The organism is Streptococcus sanguinis (genome assembly GCF_019929225.1).
GTDB lineage: Bacteria > Bacillota > Bacilli > Lactobacillales > Streptococcaceae > Streptococcus > Streptococcus sanguinis_J.
Genome location: NZ_JAHZPA010000002.1, coordinates 215,504 through 234,408, shown reverse-complemented (window position 1 = coordinate 234,408; position 18,905 = coordinate 215,504). Strand labels below are relative to the sequence as shown.

At 44.8% G+C, this 18,905-nt stretch carries 18 protein-coding genes; 1 reads left to right on the top strand and 17 read right to left on the bottom strand.

What is annotated here, in order from left to right; genetic code table 11:
• Positions 1 to 118 precede the first annotated feature (118 nt).
• From K1I80_RS05680 to K1I80_RS05615, 15 genes are all read right to left on the bottom strand, one after another.
• Complete coding sequence (locus K1I80_RS05680; RefSeq protein ID WP_223312280.1) at positions 119 to 3,442, bottom strand: LPXTG-anchored SHIRT domain periscope protein; 3,324 nt, start codon at positions 3,440 to 3,442, stop codon at positions 119 to 121.
• A 333-nt stretch (positions 3,443 to 3,775) separates the two neighbouring features.
• A complete protein-coding gene (locus tag K1I80_RS05675; protein WP_002896125.1) occupies positions 3,776 to 4,051 on the bottom strand; it encodes an HU family DNA-binding protein in 276 nt (91 codons plus the stop codon).
• A 112-nt stretch (positions 4,052 to 4,163) separates the two neighbouring features.
• Positions 4,164 to 4,997, bottom strand: coding sequence for a DegV family protein (locus K1I80_RS05670; protein ID WP_223312279.1), 834 nt, complete (start codon positions 4,995 to 4,997; stop codon positions 4,164 to 4,166).
• Positions 4,998 to 5,437: 440 nt separating this feature from the next.
• Entirely contained in the window at positions 5,438 to 6,166 is a 729-nt protein-coding gene (locus K1I80_RS05665; RefSeq protein WP_125434142.1) for a metallophosphoesterase, read from the bottom strand.
• A gap of 52 nt (positions 6,167 to 6,218) precedes the next feature.
• A complete protein-coding gene (gene recN / locus K1I80_RS05660) occupies positions 6,219 to 7,877 on the bottom strand; it encodes a DNA repair protein RecN (protein ID WP_223312278.1) in 1,659 nt (552 codons plus the stop codon).
• Between the two features lie 8 nt (positions 7,878 to 7,885).
• Positions 7,886 to 8,317, bottom strand: coding sequence for an arginine repressor (locus K1I80_RS05655; RefSeq protein ID WP_049540957.1), 432 nt, complete (start codon positions 8,315 to 8,317; stop codon positions 7,886 to 7,888).
• Positions 8,310 to 9,125, bottom strand: a complete 816-nt coding sequence (locus K1I80_RS05650) for a TlyA family RNA methyltransferase (protein WP_049540955.1) — start codon at positions 9,123 to 9,125, stop codon at positions 8,310 to 8,312. Before K1I80_RS05650 ends, K1I80_RS05655 begins: the two co-directional genes overlap by 8 nt.
• On the bottom strand, positions 9,118 to 9,993 hold the full coding sequence (locus tag K1I80_RS05645) for a polyprenyl synthetase family protein (RefSeq protein WP_049540952.1): 876 nt from the start codon (positions 9,991 to 9,993) through the stop codon (positions 9,118 to 9,120). Before K1I80_RS05645 ends, K1I80_RS05650 begins: the two co-directional genes overlap by 8 nt.
• Complete coding sequence (locus tag K1I80_RS05640) at positions 9,990 to 10,202, bottom strand: exodeoxyribonuclease VII small subunit (RefSeq protein WP_002896137.1); 213 nt, start codon at positions 10,200 to 10,202, stop codon at positions 9,990 to 9,992. The genes K1I80_RS05645 and K1I80_RS05640 overlap by 4 nt, the downstream gene beginning before the upstream one ends.
• Complete coding sequence (gene xseA, locus K1I80_RS05635) at positions 10,180 to 11,520, bottom strand: exodeoxyribonuclease VII large subunit (protein ID WP_125434146.1); 1,341 nt, start codon at positions 11,518 to 11,520, stop codon at positions 10,180 to 10,182. Before xseA ends, K1I80_RS05640 begins: the two co-directional genes overlap by 23 nt.
• Positions 11,465 to 11,701 carry an initiator RepB protein gene (locus K1I80_RS12080; RefSeq protein ID WP_125434147.1) on the bottom strand — a complete coding sequence of 79 codons (237 nt, stop codon included), beginning with the start codon at positions 11,699 to 11,701 and terminating at the stop codon, positions 11,465 to 11,467. The genes xseA and K1I80_RS12080 overlap by 56 nt, the downstream gene beginning before the upstream one ends.
• Entirely contained in the window at positions 11,677 to 12,519 is an 843-nt protein-coding gene (locus K1I80_RS05630; RefSeq protein ID WP_223312277.1) for an NAD(P)H-hydrate dehydratase, read from the bottom strand. Before K1I80_RS05630 ends, K1I80_RS12080 begins: the two co-directional genes overlap by 25 nt.
• A 107-nt stretch (positions 12,520 to 12,626) precedes the next feature.
• Complete coding sequence (locus tag K1I80_RS05625) at positions 12,627 to 13,400, bottom strand: HAD hydrolase family protein (RefSeq protein ID WP_049541831.1); 774 nt, start codon at positions 13,398 to 13,400, stop codon at positions 12,627 to 12,629.
• Positions 13,397 to 14,251, bottom strand: a complete 855-nt coding sequence (locus tag K1I80_RS05620) for a bifunctional methylenetetrahydrofolate dehydrogenase/methenyltetrahydrofolate cyclohydrolase (protein ID WP_002929708.1) — start codon at positions 14,249 to 14,251, stop codon at positions 13,397 to 13,399. The genes K1I80_RS05625 and K1I80_RS05620 overlap by 4 nt, the downstream gene beginning before the upstream one ends.
• A 189-nt stretch (positions 14,252 to 14,440) precedes the next feature.
• Positions 14,441 to 14,671, bottom strand: coding sequence for a DUF1797 family protein (locus K1I80_RS05615; RefSeq protein WP_002896146.1), 231 nt, complete (start codon positions 14,669 to 14,671; stop codon positions 14,441 to 14,443).
• A gap of 249 nt (positions 14,672 to 14,920) precedes the next feature.
• On the opposite strand from K1I80_RS05615, the gene K1I80_RS05610 reads away from it, so the two are divergent.
• Positions 14,921 to 17,191 carry an ATP-dependent Clp protease ATP-binding subunit gene (locus tag K1I80_RS05610; protein WP_223313238.1) on the top strand — a complete coding sequence of 757 codons (2,271 nt, stop codon included), beginning with the start codon at positions 14,921 to 14,923 and terminating at the stop codon, positions 17,189 to 17,191.
• 48 nt (positions 17,192 to 17,239) lie between these two features.
• Here the strand turns inward: K1I80_RS05610 and K1I80_RS05605 are convergent, their stop codons facing one another.
• Entirely contained in the window at positions 17,240 to 17,854 is a 615-nt protein-coding gene (locus tag K1I80_RS05605; protein ID WP_223312275.1) for a GyrI-like domain-containing protein, read from the bottom strand.
• Positions 17,855 to 17,913: 59 nt separating this feature from the next.
• Positions 17,914 to 18,813 carry a helix-turn-helix transcriptional regulator gene (locus K1I80_RS05600; RefSeq protein ID WP_223312274.1) on the bottom strand — a complete coding sequence of 300 codons (900 nt, stop codon included), beginning with the start codon at positions 18,811 to 18,813 and terminating at the stop codon, positions 17,914 to 17,916.
• Positions 18,814 to 18,905 lie beyond the last annotated feature (92 nt).

Below are 18,905 nucleotides of genomic sequence, written 5' to 3'. Positions count from 1 at the left end.
TGCTTATAATGCTTATCTTTCCTTGAAAAATAAAAAGCCTGCTATTCCCAACAAAAGTTGAGATAACAAACTTTTCATATATTCTAGATTTTCAAAGCTTTTTTACTGAAGCTTAATCTTAGTCACGCTGACGTTTGGTCAAGCCAACTGCACCTCCAAGAGTCAAGAATCCAAGAATCAGCATCCAGATAGATGTATCTTGGCCAGTCTTAGGCAGAATTCGTTTCTTGCCAATCTCTTTAACTTGAGCATCTACAAGCAAGCGATTGGTTACATTCATGCCTTCAGCTTGATTGCTGTAGCCTTCAACTTCGTCCTCGCGGACACTATAGATGATTTCTTTTCCATCCTTGAAGCGAGGCAGGTTTTCAAAGCTGTATTTCCAGCCCATCGCCTCATCAATAGTTACGCTGATGCCTGTATCCTGTCCATCTGCGAGTAAGTGAACAAGGACACTCTGTGGTCGGCGACCTGCAGCGTTATCATTGTCAATCCAGATCACACTGCCAGTAAGCGTAGTTGAGTCAGCTGCGAAAGTCCAAGTACCGACAAAGTGAACATCTGCACCATTAACGGTTGCTTCGTTCTTGTCATATGACTGGAAGCTCCAGCTGCCATCAGATGTCTTCACTTCCGTCTTGACTGGCTGTGTTGGAGTAGCCTTAGTGCCATCTGACAAGTTTGCTTGGTCGCTTGGAAGCAAGGATTTCACTTCTTGTGGCAGTTCTTTACCTACTGTACCGCTGACAAATTTATATGTAGCCTTGTAAGTTGGTGCTGGGCTAGGTTTTGCCACAAACTTCCAAGTTCCAACAAATTTAGCATCTGCACCATTAATGGTTACTTCGTTCTTGTCATATGACTGGAAGCTCCAGCTGCCATCAGATGTTTCAACTTCTGTCTTCACTGGTTGTGTTGGAGTGGTCTTAGTGCCGTCGGCTAAATCAGGTTTATCACTTGGAAGCAAAGCTTTCACTTCTTGCGGTAATTCCTTACCTGCTGTGCCGCTGACAAATTCATGTGTAGCCTTGTAAGTTGGTGCTGGGCTAGGCTTCGCTGCAAACGTCCAAGTTCCAACAAATTTAGCGTCTGCACCATTAATGGTTGCTTCGTTCTTGTCATATGACTGGAAGCTCCATGTGCCATCAGATGTTTCAACTTCTGTCTTGACTGGCTGGGTTGGAGTGGTCTTGCTACCGTCTTCCAAATCAGATTTATCTCTTGGAAGCAAAGCTTTCACTTCTTGTGGCAATTCCTTACCTGCTGTACCGCTGACGAACTCATGCACAGCCTTATAAGTTGATGACGGAGTTGCTGTGAATTCCCATGTACCAACAAAGTGAGCGTCCGCTCCGTTGATAGTCTCTTCTGTCTTGTCGTAAGACTTAAAGGTCCATGTACCGTCGGCGGTTTTCACTTCTGTACTAGATGGCTGGGTTGGAGTTGCCTTAGTGCCATTTGCCAAATCAGGCTTATCGGCTGGAAGTAAATCCCTCACTGCTTGTGGCAGTTCTTTACCTGCTGTGCCACTAACGAATTCGTGAGTTGCCTTATAGGTTGGCGCTGGAGTAAAGTCCCAAGTGCCGACGAACTCCACATCTGCTCCATTGATGGTCTCTTCGTTCTTATCGTAAGACTTGAAGGTCCATGTACCGTCGGCGGTTTTCACTTCTGTACTAGATGGCTGGGTTGGAGTTGCCTTAGTGCCATCTGCCAAATCAGGCTTGTCGGATGGAAGTAAATCCCTCACTGCTTGTGGCAGTTCCTTACCTGCTGTTCCACTAACGAACTCGTGAGTTGCCTTATAGGTTGGCGCTGGAGTAAAGTCCCAAGTGCCAACAAAGTGCGCATCTGCTCCGGTGATAGTCTCTTCTGCCTTGTCGTAAGACTTGAAGGTCCAAGTGCCATCAGCGGTCTGCACTTCCGTTTTAGCCGGTTGTGTCGGGGTGGTCTTAGTACCATTCTCCAGATTCTTTTCTGTTTCTGGTGTTAGGTCTTTGATTTCCTGCGGGAGTTCCTTACCAGCAGTGCCACTGACAAATTCGTGTTTCTTTTCATAGAGCAAGTCAGTAGTAACTTGATTAGATGGTGCTGAAAGATTGTCTACTTTTAAAGTCACTGTATTTTCAATCGTTGCAGCACCCTTTTCTGCTACCTTTTGATTGGTTGCAGTCTTGTAGGTAATGACAATATCCTGAGAAGAATTTGCTTTAACATACTCAGGTGTCATCTTGACCGTAACGGTCTGGCCTTTCTTTTCAATCGTGTAATCACGACCTTCCTGCAAGGCATTACCGCCAGCCTCAACCTTGAGCTCCTTGTAATCCAGACGCTCGTTAAAGGTTTCAGTCATCTCAATAGTAGTCGGGGTAGCCAAAATATCCTTACCAGGAACTGGAATCTTGAAGGTTCCCTTATAAGTCACCTCTTGACCTTCCTTAGCTGGAATCTTAACTGGATCCACTTCTAAGACAGGCTTGGGATCAACTTTTTCAATATAAAGACCAAAGACTGCCGAGCAAGCTTCTGTTGATAAATAACCGAAATTCAACGTGTTATCTGCAGAACGAACGGCCAAACCAGAGATGTTGTTTTCATTAGCAGCACCGCTAGTTGAAGTCGTTGCTTCCCAAATTGTCCGACCGCTCTGATCTGTTTGATTCAAAGCATTGGCATTGTTCATCAAGCGCTTATCAACAGCATTTTTATAATCATTAATATAGAAAGACTCTTTTAGACCAAAGCCGTCAACTACATCAATGTCAGTCGGTTTCATAACCAACTTCAAATCTGTATCCGAACCATCCGCATAGCGTAGCTCTGCTGTAACATCAGCCTCCACCCAGAAAGCTTTGTTCATAATGTTATTATGGGCCGCATCCACATATGGGATATTCCCAATCTCAAAAGCGCTTCTCTCCCACAACTCTGAAATAGAGAAAAATTCAACTGCATTTTTTTGAGCATCATTCATCTGAGCTTCTGCTGTAGATGAGTTCAGATAGTGGAGTGTTACCTTATTAAAAGTCAGATAGGCATCTACTTGTTTTCCATAAGCCGTTCCAACATTAGAGAACTTAAGAGAAAGCGGCTTATTAAAGACCTGATCTGCTTTTTGAGACTTGTCTACTTTGATGGTGAAATTTTCCATTTCTCCAGGATAAACTGCTCCCAGATACTCATAATTTGGATTAGTCAAATGAACTTGTTCAATCGCCTCTGACTTAGAAAGAACACTGACATTGTTAACATTCAAGTCAAACTTATGAATATTCAACTTGGACAAATCCGTTCCATCCTTCAGCTCCTCCAAGGCAGACAACGTCTGCATGGGGAGTAGAAAGATTGAAAAAAGCACGACAAACAATCCCATCAGCAGGCGAAATTTGCTGCCAAAAGGATTAACAGGGCGCAGTGAGCCCTGAAGTGGTTTCCATTTCATTTCTTACCTCCTAAACTTTTTCAATGATCTCGCAATCATTACACAAAAAGAAATGCTCCCTTCATTTTATCATAAAGACCTATGATTTAAAAGTGCTTTTGCTAAAATTTTAAACTTTTTATTTTAAGTCTTTAAAAATGTTTGTCTCTTATCATTTTCTTTTGTTTAGAGACAAATTCCTTCACTTTACTGCAAAATAAAAACTCCAAGAAAGTTCATCAATCAACTTTCTCGAAGCACCTAAATCTTTTATTGAGCTCAAGAACTGAAAGCAAAAAGAAAAACCTGACATACTCGCCAGAGGCAAGTGTATCAGGCCTTTATTAACCAAAATTATTTTACAGCGTCTTTAAGAGCTTTACCTGCTTTGAAAGCTGGTACTTTAGAAGCTGCGATTTTGATTTCTTTACCAGTTTGTGGGTTGCGGCCTTTACGTGCTGCACGCTCACGAACTTCAAAGTTACCAAAACCGATAAGTTGAACTTTTTCACCTTTTGAAAGGTACTCAGTTACAGCTGCGAATACAGCGTCAACTGCTGCTGCTGAATCTTTTTTAGTCAATTCTGTAGCTTCTGCTACTTTTGCGATCAAATCTTGTTTGTTAGCCATTTAACAAATCCTCCAAATTTTTTCTGGGTTAATAACCCTAACAAATATTATCATATCTAAAAAAAGCATTCAGGTCAAGTACTAAACCGCTATTTTCTAAATTATTATGGTTTTATTCGTAACGAATCAGCACAGCCCAAGCATTTTCCCCTGTATGTGTCTGAATAATGGACCCTGTTTCCAGCACTGAAATAGGTTTCTTGACATACGGCTGTAAACTTTCCTTCATTTCTAGTGCCAATTCTGGACTGCCTGCATAGGAAATTCCAATTTCAGCCACTTGTTTGTTTTGCAGACTTACTGTCAAATCATCCAGCCATTTCTTAAAGGTCTTAGCGCCCCTTCCCTTGACAATGGGCTCCAGCTGATGGTCCTTCATTTGCATGATAACTCGGATATTGAGCAGGGAGCTAATCAGACCAGAAACTCGGCCTATACGGCCCCCTTTAACCAGATTTTCTAAGGTAGAGAGACCGATATAGAGCTCTGTCTTTTCCTTTACTTCCTCAATTTTAGCTAAAATCTCCTCCAGGCTAGCTCCTTCCTTGGCCAGTTTAGCTGCTTCGGTGACCTGGAACTTCATAGCCTGATCAATAAAAGAGCTGTCAACAACCGTCACATCAGCATTAGCCAAAGTCGCTCCTTGACGGGCTGCTTCGACAGTCCCTGACAAGGCGTGAGACATGTGAATGGAGATAATCTGCGCTCCATCCCCTGCCAAGTGCTCAAAAACATCAGCAAAGACTCCGACAGGCGGCTGGCTGGTTTTAGGTAGATTGCGACTAGACTGCATGAGACGAAGAAACTCACCTTCCTCTAGATCTGCATCCGAATAGACCACCCCGTCCACCATAACAGAGAGAGGCACAATAGTAATGTCTAATTCCTTAGCAACCTCTGGTTCAATGGTTACAGATGAGTCTGTTACGATTTTTATTTTTGTCATAGATTTCCTACTCTGTATCTAAATTTTAACTTGTTATTACACTACATTATACCAAATTTTTATGGTTTTGTGGGGGAATATTCGCTAAAATCACAGCTCAGACCAAGCGTTTCCTAAATTTAATCTGCTTGTTTTAGTTTTTTAATCTTTTTGCGCTTCTTTAAAATTAGATGAAAAAGTGTTTACATGCGGTTTTTTTAGCTTTATTGGGGAAATTTTGTATAAAAGCCTGGTTTTCAAAGAGAATCTCAGCAAAAAAAGAGAGTGGGACAGAAATCGGTAATTCGTTAGAGTTCGATTTCGTCGTCCCACCTCCGCACAGTTGAGTAGGGCTGTAAAAGCTGATGAAATCAGCGTAGTAGAGCCCACTCAACCACTGCGTCTTACTCGACAATCCAAAGACAATTGAGAGGCTAGGACTTTTGTCCCAGCCTCTTTTTTCAGTCTTCAGCTACCAAACCAGCATTTTTTATGACATACCGCTTTATGATGCCATTATGACCAAAGAGAACTCCGTGGAGGACTCCACCATAAACAGCTCCACCATCCATGCCAATCTTGCCATCCTCAGTCATCCATAGCTGATTAGTTCCCGGTGCTTTATGCAAGAGGTAAAATGTTGGTGTATGGCCAAAGACAATCGTTTTGCCAGTCTGATTGCTGCCTTCGTGAAAAGGCGCGCGAATCCAAACTTTTTGATAATCACTGGTCTCTCGCCAGTCTCTCAGTTCCAAATCTAGGCCAGCATGGACAAAAATGTACCGCTCTGTCTCCAATAGGAAGGGCATCTGACGAATAAAATCTACTAAATTGGCCGCCTCCGTCTTTACACGTTCCGCGTCTGCCACTCCATCTACAGGAGCATTGAGAGGTTGGCCTAAAAGCGAATTAATCGTCGTATCTCCGCCATTACGTCGGTAGTGGTCATAAGACTTTTCAGGATTGTCTAGCCAGGTTAGAAACATATACTCATGATTACCAGACAGACAAACAGCTCCTTCTTGGTCCACTAGGTCCTTGACCCTCTCCAAAACTGCTCGGCTGTCCTCGCCACGATCTATCAAGTCCCCTAGAAAGACTAGTTGGCTGCGATCATCCCAGTGCTGGAGCAGTTCATCTAGCATACCAGCCTTGCCATGGACATCACCGATTGCAAAATATTCTGTCATACGCGCCACCTCCTAAAGGAGACCGAAACACTAGTGTCTCAGCCTCGCTTGTTTATTTTTTTAATAATTCTCTGGCTTGAGTCAAAGCAGCCTCCGTCACATCTTCGCCAGCCAGCATCTTAGCAACTTCCTGAACGCGCTCGTCAGCGGTCAACAACCGTACTGTTGAGACGGTTGAATTCTCATCCGAAATCTTCTCAATAAAGAACTGATAATCGGCAATCGCAATGACCTGCGGCAGATGGGAAATGGCCAAGACTTGGCCATTGGAGCCAATCTTGTGGATCTTCTGGGCAATAGCCTGGGCCACTCGGCCAGAAACGCCCGTATCCACTTCGTCAAAGACAATGCTGGTCTTGCCTTCCTTACGAGAAAAGGCAGACTTGATAGCCAACATGAGACGGGAGAGTTCCCCGCCAGACGCAACCTTGACCAAAGGTTTGAAATCCTCGCCCGGATTGGCTGAGATGTAAAACTCTACTTGTTCATTGCCTTCACGGTTGAACTTGCCCTTACTGAACTGCACTTTAAAGCGCGCCTTTTCCATGTAGAGGTCCTGCAGCTCTTGCTTGATTTCCGCTTCCAGCTGGGCTGCTATGCCGTGGCGGGCATGACTCAGCTCCTGGGCCAGCTCTACCAGCTCTCTCTCCAAGGATTTCAGCTCTCGATCCATATCCTCTGAGGACAAGTTGCTTCCAGTTAAAAGGCTGTATTCTTTGGAAATCTGAGCAAAGTAATCCAGCACATCATCTACTTGGCCGCCGTATTTACGCGTGATGCTATTAATCAAGTCTAAGCGACTCTCCACCTGCAGCAGCCGATCTCCGTCAAAATCCAGTCCATCTAAAATGTCCTCTAGGCGCTTGCTGACATCTTCCAAGACATAATAAGTCTCTGACAAGCTGCCTGAAAGCTCCTTGTAGGCTGGATCGTAATCCTCGATAGATTCAAAGTCATTCATAGCTGAGCGGACATTGGCCAGACTGGAAAATTCTTCATTATCCAGCATGGTATAGGCGTTCGTCAGCGTATCGGCAATGAGTTTGTGGTTGAGCAAGCGGTCCCGCTCCTGATGCAGAGCAGTATCTTCACCACTTTTGAGAGCTGCGCTCTCAATCTCCGCCATCTGAAACTCCAGCATCTCAATTCTGGCTTTATGCTCCTGCTGATTTTTCTGCAAAGTCAGGACTTGCTTGCGCAGACTTCGATAGCGGTCAAAGGTTTCCTGATAGCGGCCTTTGAGATGCAAAAAGTCTGCTGTTCCAAACTCATCTAGCATGGCGATATGAAGCTGGGGTCTCATCAGTTCTTCCTGATCATGCTGACCATGGATATCTACCAAGTGCTGGCCAACAGCCTTTAGAACAGACAAATTAACCATCTGACCATTGATACGGCTGACACTGCGGCCGTTTTGCAGAATTTCCCGACGGATAATCAGCTCATCGGTCAGCTCCCAGCCCTGCTCCTCAAAAATCTCTCGCAAAGCTCTGCTATTTTCCAGCGAAAAAAGTCCCTCTATCTCAGCTTTGGGTGCCCCATGACGAATAACATCCGTCGTAGCACGGCTGCCCAGCATCATGTTCATGGCGTCAATAATAATAGACTTACCGGCTCCGGTTTCTCCGGTCAAAACCGTCATACCTTGCTCAAAATTAAGGGAAATCTCCTCAATAATGGCAAAATTTTTAATCGAAATTTCTAATAACATAGGCTTTCCTACCAATGGTGAATGATGCTTGCAATCCTTGCAGCTGCTTCCTCTGTCATCATAACCATCAAAATACTGTCGTTGTCTGCCAAGATACTGAAAATATCCTCAGCAAATTCATTTCTAAGATGACGCTTGACCAGTGCTGTGCTCCCCGGTACCAGACTGAGATTGATCATATTTCCCAAAACCTGACAGGACAGGATATTATTTTCAGCCAAGCCCAGACTGCTAGTCATGGTCTTAGGCAGCTCGTAGATATAGGTGTTGTCCTTGAGCGGTATCTTGACAATCCCCAGCTCCTTGATATCCCTAGAGACCGTAGCCTGGGTCGCTGTAATCCCAGACTCCCTGAGATGTTCTACAATTTCCTCCTGTGTGCCAATGTCATAGTCACTGACAAAGCGTCTAATCTTTTCTAATCTATCCTTCTTATTCATCTTTAAATTCCTTATGTGCTGCCTCTACGACAGCTGTCATCATTGCTGAATCAAGTGGCTGTGGCTCTATGCTCTTTTCTAAATAGGCCAGAAATTCTACATTGCCCTGACCTCCCTGAATAGGCGAAAAATCCAGTCCGCTGACAGAAAAGCCAGCCTCCATCATAAATGCTGTGACCTTTTCCAGAACTGCCAAATGGACCTTTTTATCCTTGACAATCCCTTTTTTCCCAATCTGCTCGCGGCCTGCTTCAAACTGAGGCTTGATCAAGGCGACCACTTGGCCATCCCGAGCCAAAATCTCATGCAGAGCTGGCAAAATCAAGCTCAGCGATATAAAGCTAACATCAATACTAGCAAAACTAGGCTCCTGCTCAAAGTCAGTCCTTTGGGCATAGCGAAAATTAAACTGCTCCATGCTGACAACCCGCTCATCCTGTCTGAGCTTCCAAGCCAGTTGATTAGTACCGACATCTACTGCATAGACCAGCTTAGCTCCGTTCTGCAGCATGACATCTGTAAAACCGCCGGTCGAAGCTCCGATATCCAAGGTCACTCGGTCAGCGACTGAAATATCAAAGACTTGCAAAGCCTTTTCTAGCTTGAGGCCTCCTCGGCTGACATATCTGAGTTTCTCACCTTTTAAGCGTAGCTCTGTTCCTGTGTCAATCTTTTCACCAGGCTTGTCAAAGCGCTGGCCATTAGCTGCAGCAATAACCAGCCCAGCCATTACACCACGCTTAGCCTGCTCTCTGGTCTCAAAGAGCCCTTGTCTGTAGGCCAGCACATCTACTCTTTCCTTAGCCATTCAATCTCAAACTTTCTATTATCTTTTGAATTTCTTCGCCTGAAAACTCTGTCTTTTCTTCCAAGTCTTTCAGAATGTCCACAGCTTCATCAAGGGTCTGATTGAAAAAGTTCTTAGCTCCATCCAGTCCTAGAAAAGCTGGATAAGTCGACTTGGCTGCAGCTAAATCTTTCTGCGGGGTTTTACCCAGCTCTTCAAAGCTGGCTGTAACATCCAAAATATCATCCCGCACTTGAAAGGCCAAGCCCAAGAGCTCTCCAATCCTACGAAGCTTCTCTTGAACAGACTGCTTGACCTCAGCAATCAAACCAGCTGCGACAAAGGGATACGCCAGAAGTTTTCCAGTCTTATTGGCATGGATGGTTTTTAAATCTTCTAAACTAATTGCTTGACCTTCGCCTTGCATGTCCAGAACTTGTCCCGCGACCATACCAAAGCTCCCTGCCGCCAGAGACAATTCAGAAATCAAGTCCAACTTGACCTGACTAGGCAGCTCGGATCTTGCCAATAGTCCATAGGGGTCTAAAAAGAGAGAATCACCCGCCAAAATAGCCATATCCTCTCCAAACTTCTTATGGCTAGTCAAGCGGCCTCGACGATAGTCATCATCATCCATAGCCGGTAAATCATCATGGATAAGGCTGCCAGTGTGAATCATCTCAAGAGCCGCCGCGACCTGATAGTGGGCCTCAGCCAGCTCTAGGCCAAAGGCTTGAATCAACTCCAATAGCAGTAAGGGACGAATTCGCTTGCCTCCAGCCTGCACCGAGTACAAAATAACTTCTGATAAATCTGACGAAACTTGCTGAGATTTATAAAAATCCTCAATCGTCAGACCAATCTTTTCCAGTTTCTCGTTTCTTGTCATTCCATTTCCGTTTCTGTGCCGTCTGCCTGCATGACCTTAACTAAGGTCTTTTCTGCCTTGTCCAGACTAGCCTGTAGTTCCTTTGAAAGCTTCATCCCCTTTTGAAATTCCGCAATTGCCTCTTCCAGCGCTACATCACCGTTTTCTAGCTTTTGGACAATGACTTCCAAGTCTGCTAAGTTTTCTTCAAATTTCTTTTCTTTGGACATGTTTTACCTCTACTTCCAGCTGCCCATCCCGCATGAGCAGGGTCAGCACATCTTTTTCTTCAATGCCAGCACTTGACTCGACAACCTTTTTATTCTTTTGGACAATAGCATAGCCACGCGCCACGATTCGACTGGTATCCAGCATAAGCAAGGCCTCGGACAATCTCCTGACTTGAGCCACCTTGTTATCATAAATGACCGCCATGTTGCTGCGCAGCAAACGCTCCAGCTGGGCAGTCTGCTCTTGAAAACGCTGAACGCGACTGAGCGGATTCAATGCTTCCAAACGATGTTGCAAGATTTTGACCCGCTGTTGCTCTTCACTATAATATTCGCGAATTTTTTGCTTGAGTCGCAGGTTGAGCTGGTCTAATTTCTGCAGATGACCATCGTAAAGCCGCTCTGGCTGTCGGAAGATAACCGACTGAGTCAGTTTATTCAGTCGCTCTCGATAATAGCTCAGGCGATTGTAAATCGCTCGTGACATGCGGTTTTCCTGCTGCTGCAAATGCCCCAGCAGATCCAGCTTGGTGACCGGTGTTGCTAGCTCAGCCGCAGCCGTCGGAGTCGCAGCCCTGCGATCTGCCACAAAATCCGCCAAAGTCGTATCTGTCTCATGGCCGACACTAGAAATAACAGGAATCCTAGACTCAAAAATAGCCCGAACTGTTTCCTCTTCGTTGAAAGCCCAGAGATCTTCGATAGAACCGCCACCTCGACCAATAATCAGTACATCCAAATCCGACCGCTCATTGGCCAGTCTGATGTGGTCAGCAACCTGAGCTGCAGCCCCATCTCCCTGTACCTTGGTCGGATAAAGGACAATCTCCACTCCCGGAAAGCGACGGCTGACCGTCGTGATAATGTCTCGGATGACCGCTCCGCTAAGACTGGTTACAACGCCGATTTTCTTAGGAAATTGGGGCAAGGCTTGCTTGAATTTCTCTTGAAAAAGCCCTTCTTCTCCCAGTTTTTTCTTGAGCTGTTCAAACTGGATAGCCAAGGCACCGATACCATCCGGCTCTGCCTTTTCAATGATGATAGAATAGGAACCGCTCGGCTCATAGAGCTGCACCCGGCCAATGACATTGATTTTCATGCCTTCTTCCAGCTCAAAGCCCAACTTCTGATAGACACCAGACCAAATCGTAACCTGAATGACGGCCTTCTCATCCTTTAATGAAAAATATTGATGATTAGGACGTCGGCGAAAATTGGACACTTGGCCAGTCAAATAGACCCGCTCCAAATAAGGATCCCGCTCAAACTTCATCTTCAAATACTTGGTCAAGGTCGAAACCGACAAATACTCTGGCATGCCCTTTTCCTTTCTTTTCTAGTTTTTCCGTAACTTTTATTATAACAAAAAACTGCATAAAAAACCGATTACAAAGTCTAAAAATTCCCTGAAAAACAAGAAAAAAACTGGGCTTCCACAAAAGAAACCCAGCTGACTTAAAACCCAAGAAAATGTCTACTGACTCATCTCCTTCATCCACCTTGGAATGGCTCTGCTGATTGCCGTTGGCAGGACGACATAAGCTTCCTGACTTAGTTCGTCAGCGATAAATGAATGAAGAAGGGTTGCAGCCACCACTCGCTCAAAGAGGTTGCTTGATTTAAACTGACCCGCAAAAGCAGTAATCATACCGGCCAGCGTATCCCCCATGCCGCCAGTTGCCTGATAAGGTCCGCCTACTGTCAGCTCAAAGACCTGCTCTTGCCCACTTTGATAGATGGTCGTTCCATGCTTTTTCTGCACGACTATACTACCCAGAGGCAGCTGGTTGACCGCTGCCTGATTGGCTGCCGCTGTCTGATCTGACAAACTCAAACCCGATAAGCCTTCCCACTCCTTCTGGTGAGGGGTAAAAACTGTTTGGGCTTTTGGAAATGGCAAAGCTGCCTTGCTAAAGAGTGAAATGGCGCCGCCATCCATGATAAGTATCTGCTGCTCTGCCACAGTCTGGACTACCTTTTGTAGGATATCTAGACCTAGTTGATTCTCCGCCAAGCCAGGACCAATCAAGACTAGATCTGATTTGGCCAGTTGCTCTGTCAATCGGCCTTGCTCCTCTAAGTCAAAGGCCATGGCCTCCGGTAAATGACTGTGCAGAGGGGCGATATTTTCTCTATCTGTAGCAACAGTCACCAGACCTGCTCCGCTATTGACCGCAGCCAAAGCTGCCATGATAATGGCGCCCCCATAAGGATAGGTCCCTCCAATCAGTAAAAGATGACCGTAATCGCCCTTGTGACTATCCAAGGGACGTTCCCGAATGACTCTTTTTAAAATATTTTCAGCATTTTTTACCATGATATTCTCCTAGACCAACTTCATCCTGCACTTGTCTCAAGATGACCAAACCTATCTTCATTATACACCAAAAGGCACCTAAACAGGTGCCTCGTATCGCAGGAAAGTTATTTTTCTCGGAAATCTGCAAATTTTTGTAAGATTCTTGCTGCGACTGCCTTGGGTAAATTTTCTTGAAAGGCGACCTGCTCATCCGCATAATCGCTCAATCCTAGGAAATCCCCAACCTGTACAGCGTAGAGAGAATTCTTAAAGAGCTGGATATCATTTTGATCATTACCAAAAGCCACATAATCCGAACCGCATAGTTTCTTTACAGTTGAAGCTTTATTGGTTTCAGCTGGATTGATATAAAAACATTTCTCATGTTCATGATAGTCTAGACTTAGATTAGGCAAGTTTGCAAAACGAGCCTGTAAATCGTCTAAGAGCTGCTCATGATTCCCCATGTAAATAACAAGCTTAATAGGATGCTGGAGTTCAGTTAGTTCCAGCTGTCTTGCCCGCTTGAGAGGATCTACACTGGCAATAAAAGGGATTTTTTCTAAAATCTGGCCGCTGTAGTCAAAAGTATTATCGACGAAAAAAGGCAAATTATAGGTCAAACAAGTATCTAAAATGGCTTGATAACTTGACTGATGCAGCTGACGCTCAAACATCAGCTGTCCCTTCTGATAAGCTACTCCGCCATTCAGGCCAATCACTATCTGCTGGCTCAATTCCGGACCCAATAGTCCCAGACAATCTCGATAGGAACGCGCCGAAGCAAACAGAACTTCATGCCCAAACTGAGGAGCCGTCAGCAGAACCTGCTTAATCTCCTCATCAATCGTCATATAATCAAAGGACAAGGTCCCATCCAAATCAAAAACAAATTTCATGATTCAAGACTCCGTTTAAAGGCTTGGTAGGTCTGCTCCATCAGCATGGTAATGGTCATAGGCCCAACACCTCCAGGTACAGGGGTAATCAGGCTAGCAATTTCAGACACTTCATCAAACTTAACGTCGCCAATCAGCTTGCCATTTTCATCTCGGTTCATACCGACATCAATGACAACAGCCCCTTCCTTGACAAAGTCCTTGGTCACAAAATGTCCACGTCCGATAGCCACCACCAAAATATCTGCCCGCTTAGCAGTCTTGGCTAGATTGTGGGTCCGTGAATGTGTTAGGGTCACTGTCGCATTCTTAGCTAAAAGGAGCTGAGCCATGGGCTTACCGACAATATTACTCCGCCCGATGACGACCGCTCGCTTGCCTTCCAATTCAACGCCATATTCATGGAACATTGCCATAATGCCTGCAGGAGTAGCCGGAATCATAACCGGATGGCCGCTCCATAGCTTGCCCATATTAAGCGGATGAAAGCCATCAACATCCTTGTCTGGATCAATAGCCAGCAGTACAGCTTCATCATCGATATGCTCAGGCAAGGGTAGCTGGACCAAAATCCCATGCCAGTCAGGATTTTGATTATAAGTTTCAATCAAGCTCAAGAGCTCTTCCTGGCTGGTCTCTTCTGGCAGACGTTCTACCTTACTCCGAAATCCTGCAGCCAAGGCTGAGCGCTCTTTGTTACGGACGTAGATTTGACTGGCTGGATTATTTCCCACCACAATCACTACCAAGCCCGGAACCTGACCTGTCTTTTCTTTGAGGCGAGCCGTTTTTTCAGCTAATTTTTTCTGAAGCTTCTCTGCCAAACCTCTACCATCAATAATCTGCGCCATGTCATTCTCATTTCTTTTTCATTATCTTTTTCATTATACCAAAAAAATCTGTGCCCAACCTATAACTTTTTCTTATACAAGGTTATAAGACGAGGATTCATTGGCAGCTAGTGGTAAAATTTTCAGACCTACTAAATCTTTTTCAAAATAAGATAAAAAGGGTAAAAATAAAAAGCAGCTAAGTGCTTTTTAGTAGAGTAATTCATAAATTTCCATTGCAATCAAATCGATGCTGTCGAAAGTATAGGTCTCACGCGCTGCAACATCACGTAAGGTGAAGACAGAGCCATTTTCTTCGTCGTAACTATAAGCTACTTCTGCTACAACCACTCCTTCACGCTCAAAATTACGTTTCAAATTTCCGCCATCCTTAGCCATAGCTTCTAAGCGGTTGATAATTCTAACTAAATGTGATTCCATTTTGTTTCTCCTATTTACTTAGTTCCCTCTTATTTTACCATAAATAGCGACTGAAATACCACTAAAAGCCAATTTTTTGTAATTTTTCAAGAATTTGTTTTCATTCAGCTCGGTCTAAGGGAGGATTTTGTAGTAAATTCTTGCAAAGTTCGAGAATACTGATATAATGAAACTATAAAACTTTGACTATTTTTGACCTTTAATCATTTCTATAAATAGCTTGCACACTAAAAGAAAAGAGGTATCTGCATGCTTTGCCAAAATTGTAAAATCAACGAATCTACGATTCACCTTTATACCAACGTAAATGGCCATAAAAAGCAGGTGGATTTGTGCCAAAACTGCTACCAAATCATGAAAACAGACCCTGAACATTCCTTGTTCGGCGGAATTGCTAATGCCAACAATCACGGAACAGATCCTATCGATGACTTTTTCAACAGCCTCAGCAATTTCCAACAGCCTCAGGAACCAACTACTCCTCCTACCCAATCTGGCGGAGCCTATGGAGGCGGTGGCGGCTACGGTTCCAATCCTAGCAAGGGTGGTCAGCCTCAGCCAAGTCCGCAAAAGCCAAAAGGCCTGCTGGAAGAGTTTGGTATCAACGTGACTGAGTTGGCTCGCCGAGGCGAGATTGATCCTGTTATTGGCCGTGATGAAGAAATCGTCCGTGTCATTGAAATCCTCAACCGCCGCACCAAAAACAATCCTGTTCTCATAGGAGAGCCAGGAGTCGGAAAAACAGCCGTGGTGGAAGGTCTGGCCCAGAAAATTGTTGATGGTGATGTGCCTCATAAACTCCAAGGCAAGGAAGTTATCCGCCTAGACGTTGTCAGTTTAGTGCAGGGAACTGGTATCCGTGGCCAATTTGAGGAACGGATGCAGAAGCTCATTGATGAGATTCGTTCTCGTCAGGATGTCATTCTCTTTATTGATGAAATCCATGAAATTGTCGGAGCAGGCTCTGCTGGCGATGGCAATATGGACGCTGGAAACATCCTCAAACCAGCTCTGGCTCGCGGAGAACTCCAGATGGTCGGAGCGACCACCCTTAATGAATATCGTATCATCGAGAAAGATGCTGCATTGGAGCGCCGTATGCAGCCCGTTAAGGTAGACGAGCCGACGGTAGAGGAAACGATTACCATCCTCAAAGGGATTCAGAAAAAATACGAAGACTACCATCATGTCAAGTACACAGATGCGGCCATTGAAGCTGCTGCGCTTCTCTCCAACCGCTACATCCAAGATCGCTTCCTGCCAGACAAGGCTATTGACCTCTTGGATGAGGCTGGATCCAAGATGAATCTGACCCTCAACTTTGTTGATCCCAAGGTCATTGACCAACGTCTGATCGAAGCAGAAAACCTCAAGGCTCAGGCAACTCGTGACGAAGATTTCGAGAAAGCAGCTTACTTCCGTGATCAGATTGCCAAGTACAAGGAACTCCAGCAGACAAGTGTGCTAGACAAGGATACTCCGATTATCAGCGAGAAAACGATTGAACACATTGTAGAGCAAAAGACCAATATCCCAGTTGGCGATCTCAAAGAAAAGGAACAGTCTCAACTAGTCAGTCTCGCCAGCGACCTAAAGGCTCATGTCATCGGCCAAGACGATGCTGTGGATAAGATTGCCAAGGCCATCCGCCGCAACCGAGTCGGACTAGGAAGTCCTAATCGCCCAATCGGCAGCTTCCTCTTTGTCGGACCAACTGGTGTCGGTAAGACTGAGCTGTCTAAGCAACTAGCCATTGAGCTCTTTGGTTCGGCTGACAGCATGATTCGCTTTGATATGAGTGAATATATGGAGAAACACAGCGTGGCCAAGCTGGTCGGTGCCCCTCCGGGCTATGTCGGCTATGATGAAGCTGGTCAATTGACTGAGCGCGTCCGCCGCAATCCCTACTCACTCATTCTGCTGGATGAGGTGGAAAAGGCCCATCCCGATGTTATGCACATGTTCCTGCAGGTTCTAGATGATGGCCGCCTGACCGATGGCCAAGGCCGGACTGTCAGCTTCAAGGACACCATTATCATCATGACATCCAATGCCGGAACTGGCAAAGCTGAAGCCAGCGTTGGCTTTGGAGCAGCGCGTGAAGGCCGCACCAACTCCGTTTTGGGTGAATTGGGTAACTTCTTCAGTCCTGAGTTTATGAACCGTTTTGACGGCATTATCGAATTCCAGGCGCTCAGCAAGGACAATCTGCTGCAAATCGTCAACCTTATGCTGGACGATGTTAATCAACGTTTGGCAACCAATGACATTCATCTGGATGTTACGGAGAAGGTCAAGGAAAAATTGGTTGACCTGGGCTACAATCCAAAAATGGGCGCTCGCCCACTGCGCCGTACCATTCAGGACCATATCGAAGATGCTATTACTGACTTCTATCTGGAAAATCCAAGCGAAAAAGATCTCAAAGCTATTATGACCAGCAATGGCAAGATTCTCATCAAGTCAGCCAAGAAGACTGAAAGCACAGAGTCCGTTAATTCATCACAAGAAGAAAAATAAATGTCGACAAAATGGAGCAGAAAACAGTTAGTTTTCTGCTCTATTTCTTTATTGATTTTTCTGAACCCTATAGCGCAGAATTGTTTCCAGCTTGCTAGGGTCTGTCCGATTCAGATTATTGAGATAGATTTCTCTATGAGTGTGTGAAATCCGTGTCAGCTGGTGATTCTGGCAAAAGGCATCCATTTTAGCGAAGGAGTGAGGTTCTTCGTCAAAAGGACCCAGATGCAGCATGGCGACACACTCTCCTTCCGTCATTTCTTCAAAGCGAATCTCATCATAGAGAGGATTAGGCTTTTTGACACGGACTTGTTCCAGAGCCTTTTTCACCATCTCTCCAGTGATAAAGTCCGGCTGGCCAATCATAATGGTATAAATCAATTCTTCTTTAATCAGTTCTCCTACTTGCTCTTGTTGCCAAATCCCTTCCAAGGGATAAACTGTAAAATCAGTAAATTCTTGCTCGGCCGCTGTCTTTTTGTAGTTCATTTTGATAGCATAGGCTAAACTGTACAGAGCACCAACTCGTTCCGAAAAGTCAGCAGCATTAGGATTGCCCTTGCCGTCAATCATGATAAAAGACTGGGCAGGAACATCTATAAGACAGGGTTTAGACTTGATTTGATTTATTTCTCGATTGGCTTTTCTCCATTCATATTTCATGAGAGAGCCCTCCTTTCTTTACTACAAACAGTATAGCAAAGAAAAGCTGACAACCTCTGTCAGCTTTTATAAATATCGGCAATGGCTTTTAACTTTTCTTTGAATTCTTCCCGTAACCGAGGCGGCTCCATGATTTCAACTCCATCCAAAAAGGATAGCAAGTAGGTATAAAGACTATCGTGACTCGGCAAAAGGGTTTCGACATAAAGGCTCCCATCAGTCTCCTCTATCTCTGCTTCCGAAAACTCCTCGTACACTCGAAAGGCATGCTTCCGATCAAATTTCAAGACAACTTTTACAGTATTTCCTAGCCGCCCCTCAGGACTAAATGTCTCATCCAAGACTCTCTGCTTAAATCTTTCCTCTAACATCTGACAGTCTCTCATTCTGCTGAGTTTAAAAAAGCGCGGAGCTTGTCTTAAACGACAAAAGCCAGCAACATACCAGTTTTGGCTTTTAAATACTAACTTCAGCGCCTCTAGCTTGCGCTGCTCTCTTTCTCCACGCCCATTCAAATAAGAAAAAGACAAGACTCTTCTTTGCAAGATTGCTTGCTTAATGGTATCAAACAGTTCTTTCTGATCTGCTTTTTTGCGCCAGTCAGTGAAATCCACCTCCAGCCAGGAAGTTGCCTGAACTTGAAACAAGGACTGCAGCTTAGACAGGGTCTCTACTTGCTCGCCATCTGTTAAAATCTGGAAGCCTTGAAGAGCTGCTAATAGCTCATCCCTCTCAGACTCTGAAAACAAGGCCTTGTCTAAGACAAAATCCTTCATCAGAAAAATACCCCCGCCTTTGCCTGGGCTGCAATAGATGGGAATTCCTGCCAAACTCAGCTTATCCACATCTCGATAGATAGTCCGAATAGATACTTCAAATAGTGAGGCCAATTCGGGAGCTGTTGTGCGGCCCTGCTCTAAAAGAAGATATAAGATTTTAAAAAGTCTGCTTTCTGTCATAAAACTACCTCGCTCCTATTATAACAATTTCTTCTAAAAATGTTTTACCATTCCTATAAAGAAGAGTTTTCTAAACGGTCAGAGGAAGGAAT

Excerpts from the sequence above, each read along its gene's own strand:
- K1I80_RS05680 (WP_223312280.1), bottom strand. The coding sequence starts at position 3,442 with ATGAAATGGAAACCACTTCAGGGCTCACTGCGCCCTGTTAATCCTTTT.
- K1I80_RS05675 (WP_002896125.1), bottom strand. The coding sequence starts at position 4,051 with ATGGCTAACAAACAAGATTTGATCGCAAAAGTAGCAGAAGCTACAGAA.
- K1I80_RS05670 (WP_223312279.1), bottom strand. The coding sequence starts at position 4,997 with ATGACAAAAATAAAAATCGTAACAGACTCATCTGTAACCATTGAACCA.
- K1I80_RS05665 (WP_125434142.1), bottom strand. The coding sequence starts at position 6,166 with ATGACAGAATATTTTGCAATCGGTGATGTCCATGGCAAGGCTGGTATG.
- recN (WP_223312278.1), bottom strand. The coding sequence starts at position 7,877 with ATGTTATTAGAAATTTCGATTAAAAATTTTGCCATTATTGAGGAGATT.
- K1I80_RS05655 (WP_049540957.1), bottom strand. The coding sequence starts at position 8,317 with ATGAATAAGAAGGATAGATTAGAAAAGATTAGACGCTTTGTCAGTGAC.
- K1I80_RS05650 (WP_049540955.1), bottom strand. The coding sequence starts at position 9,125 with ATGGCTAAGGAAAGAGTAGATGTGCTGGCCTACAGACAAGGGCTCTTT.
- K1I80_RS05645 (WP_049540952.1), bottom strand. The coding sequence starts at position 9,993 with ATGACAAGAAACGAGAAACTGGAAAAGATTGGTCTGACGATTGAGGAT.
- K1I80_RS05640 (WP_002896137.1), bottom strand. The coding sequence starts at position 10,202 with ATGTCCAAAGAAAAGAAATTTGAAGAAAACTTAGCAGACTTGGAAGTC.
- xseA (WP_125434146.1), bottom strand. The coding sequence starts at position 11,520 with ATGCCAGAGTATTTGTCGGTTTCGACCTTGACCAAGTATTTGAAGATG.
- K1I80_RS05630 (WP_223312277.1), bottom strand. The coding sequence starts at position 12,519 with ATGGTAAAAAATGCTGAAAATATTTTAAAAAGAGTCATTCGGGAACGT.
- K1I80_RS05625 (WP_049541831.1), bottom strand. The coding sequence starts at position 13,400 with ATGAAATTTGTTTTTGATTTGGATGGGACCTTGTCCTTTGATTATATG.
- K1I80_RS05620 (WP_002929708.1), bottom strand. The coding sequence starts at position 14,251 with ATGGCGCAGATTATTGATGGTAGAGGTTTGGCAGAGAAGCTTCAGAAA.
- K1I80_RS05615 (WP_002896146.1), bottom strand. The coding sequence starts at position 14,671 with ATGGAATCACATTTAGTTAGAATTATCAACCGCTTAGAAGCTATGGCT.
- K1I80_RS05610 (WP_223313238.1), top strand. The coding sequence starts at position 14,921 with ATGCTTTGCCAAAATTGTAAAATCAACGAATCTACGATTCACCTTTAT.
- K1I80_RS05605 (WP_223312275.1), bottom strand. The coding sequence starts at position 17,854 with ATGAAATATGAATGGAGAAAAGCCAATCGAGAAATAAATCAAATCAAG.
- K1I80_RS05600 (WP_223312274.1), bottom strand. The coding sequence starts at position 18,813 with ATGACAGAAAGCAGACTTTTTAAAATCTTATATCTTCTTTTAGAGCAG.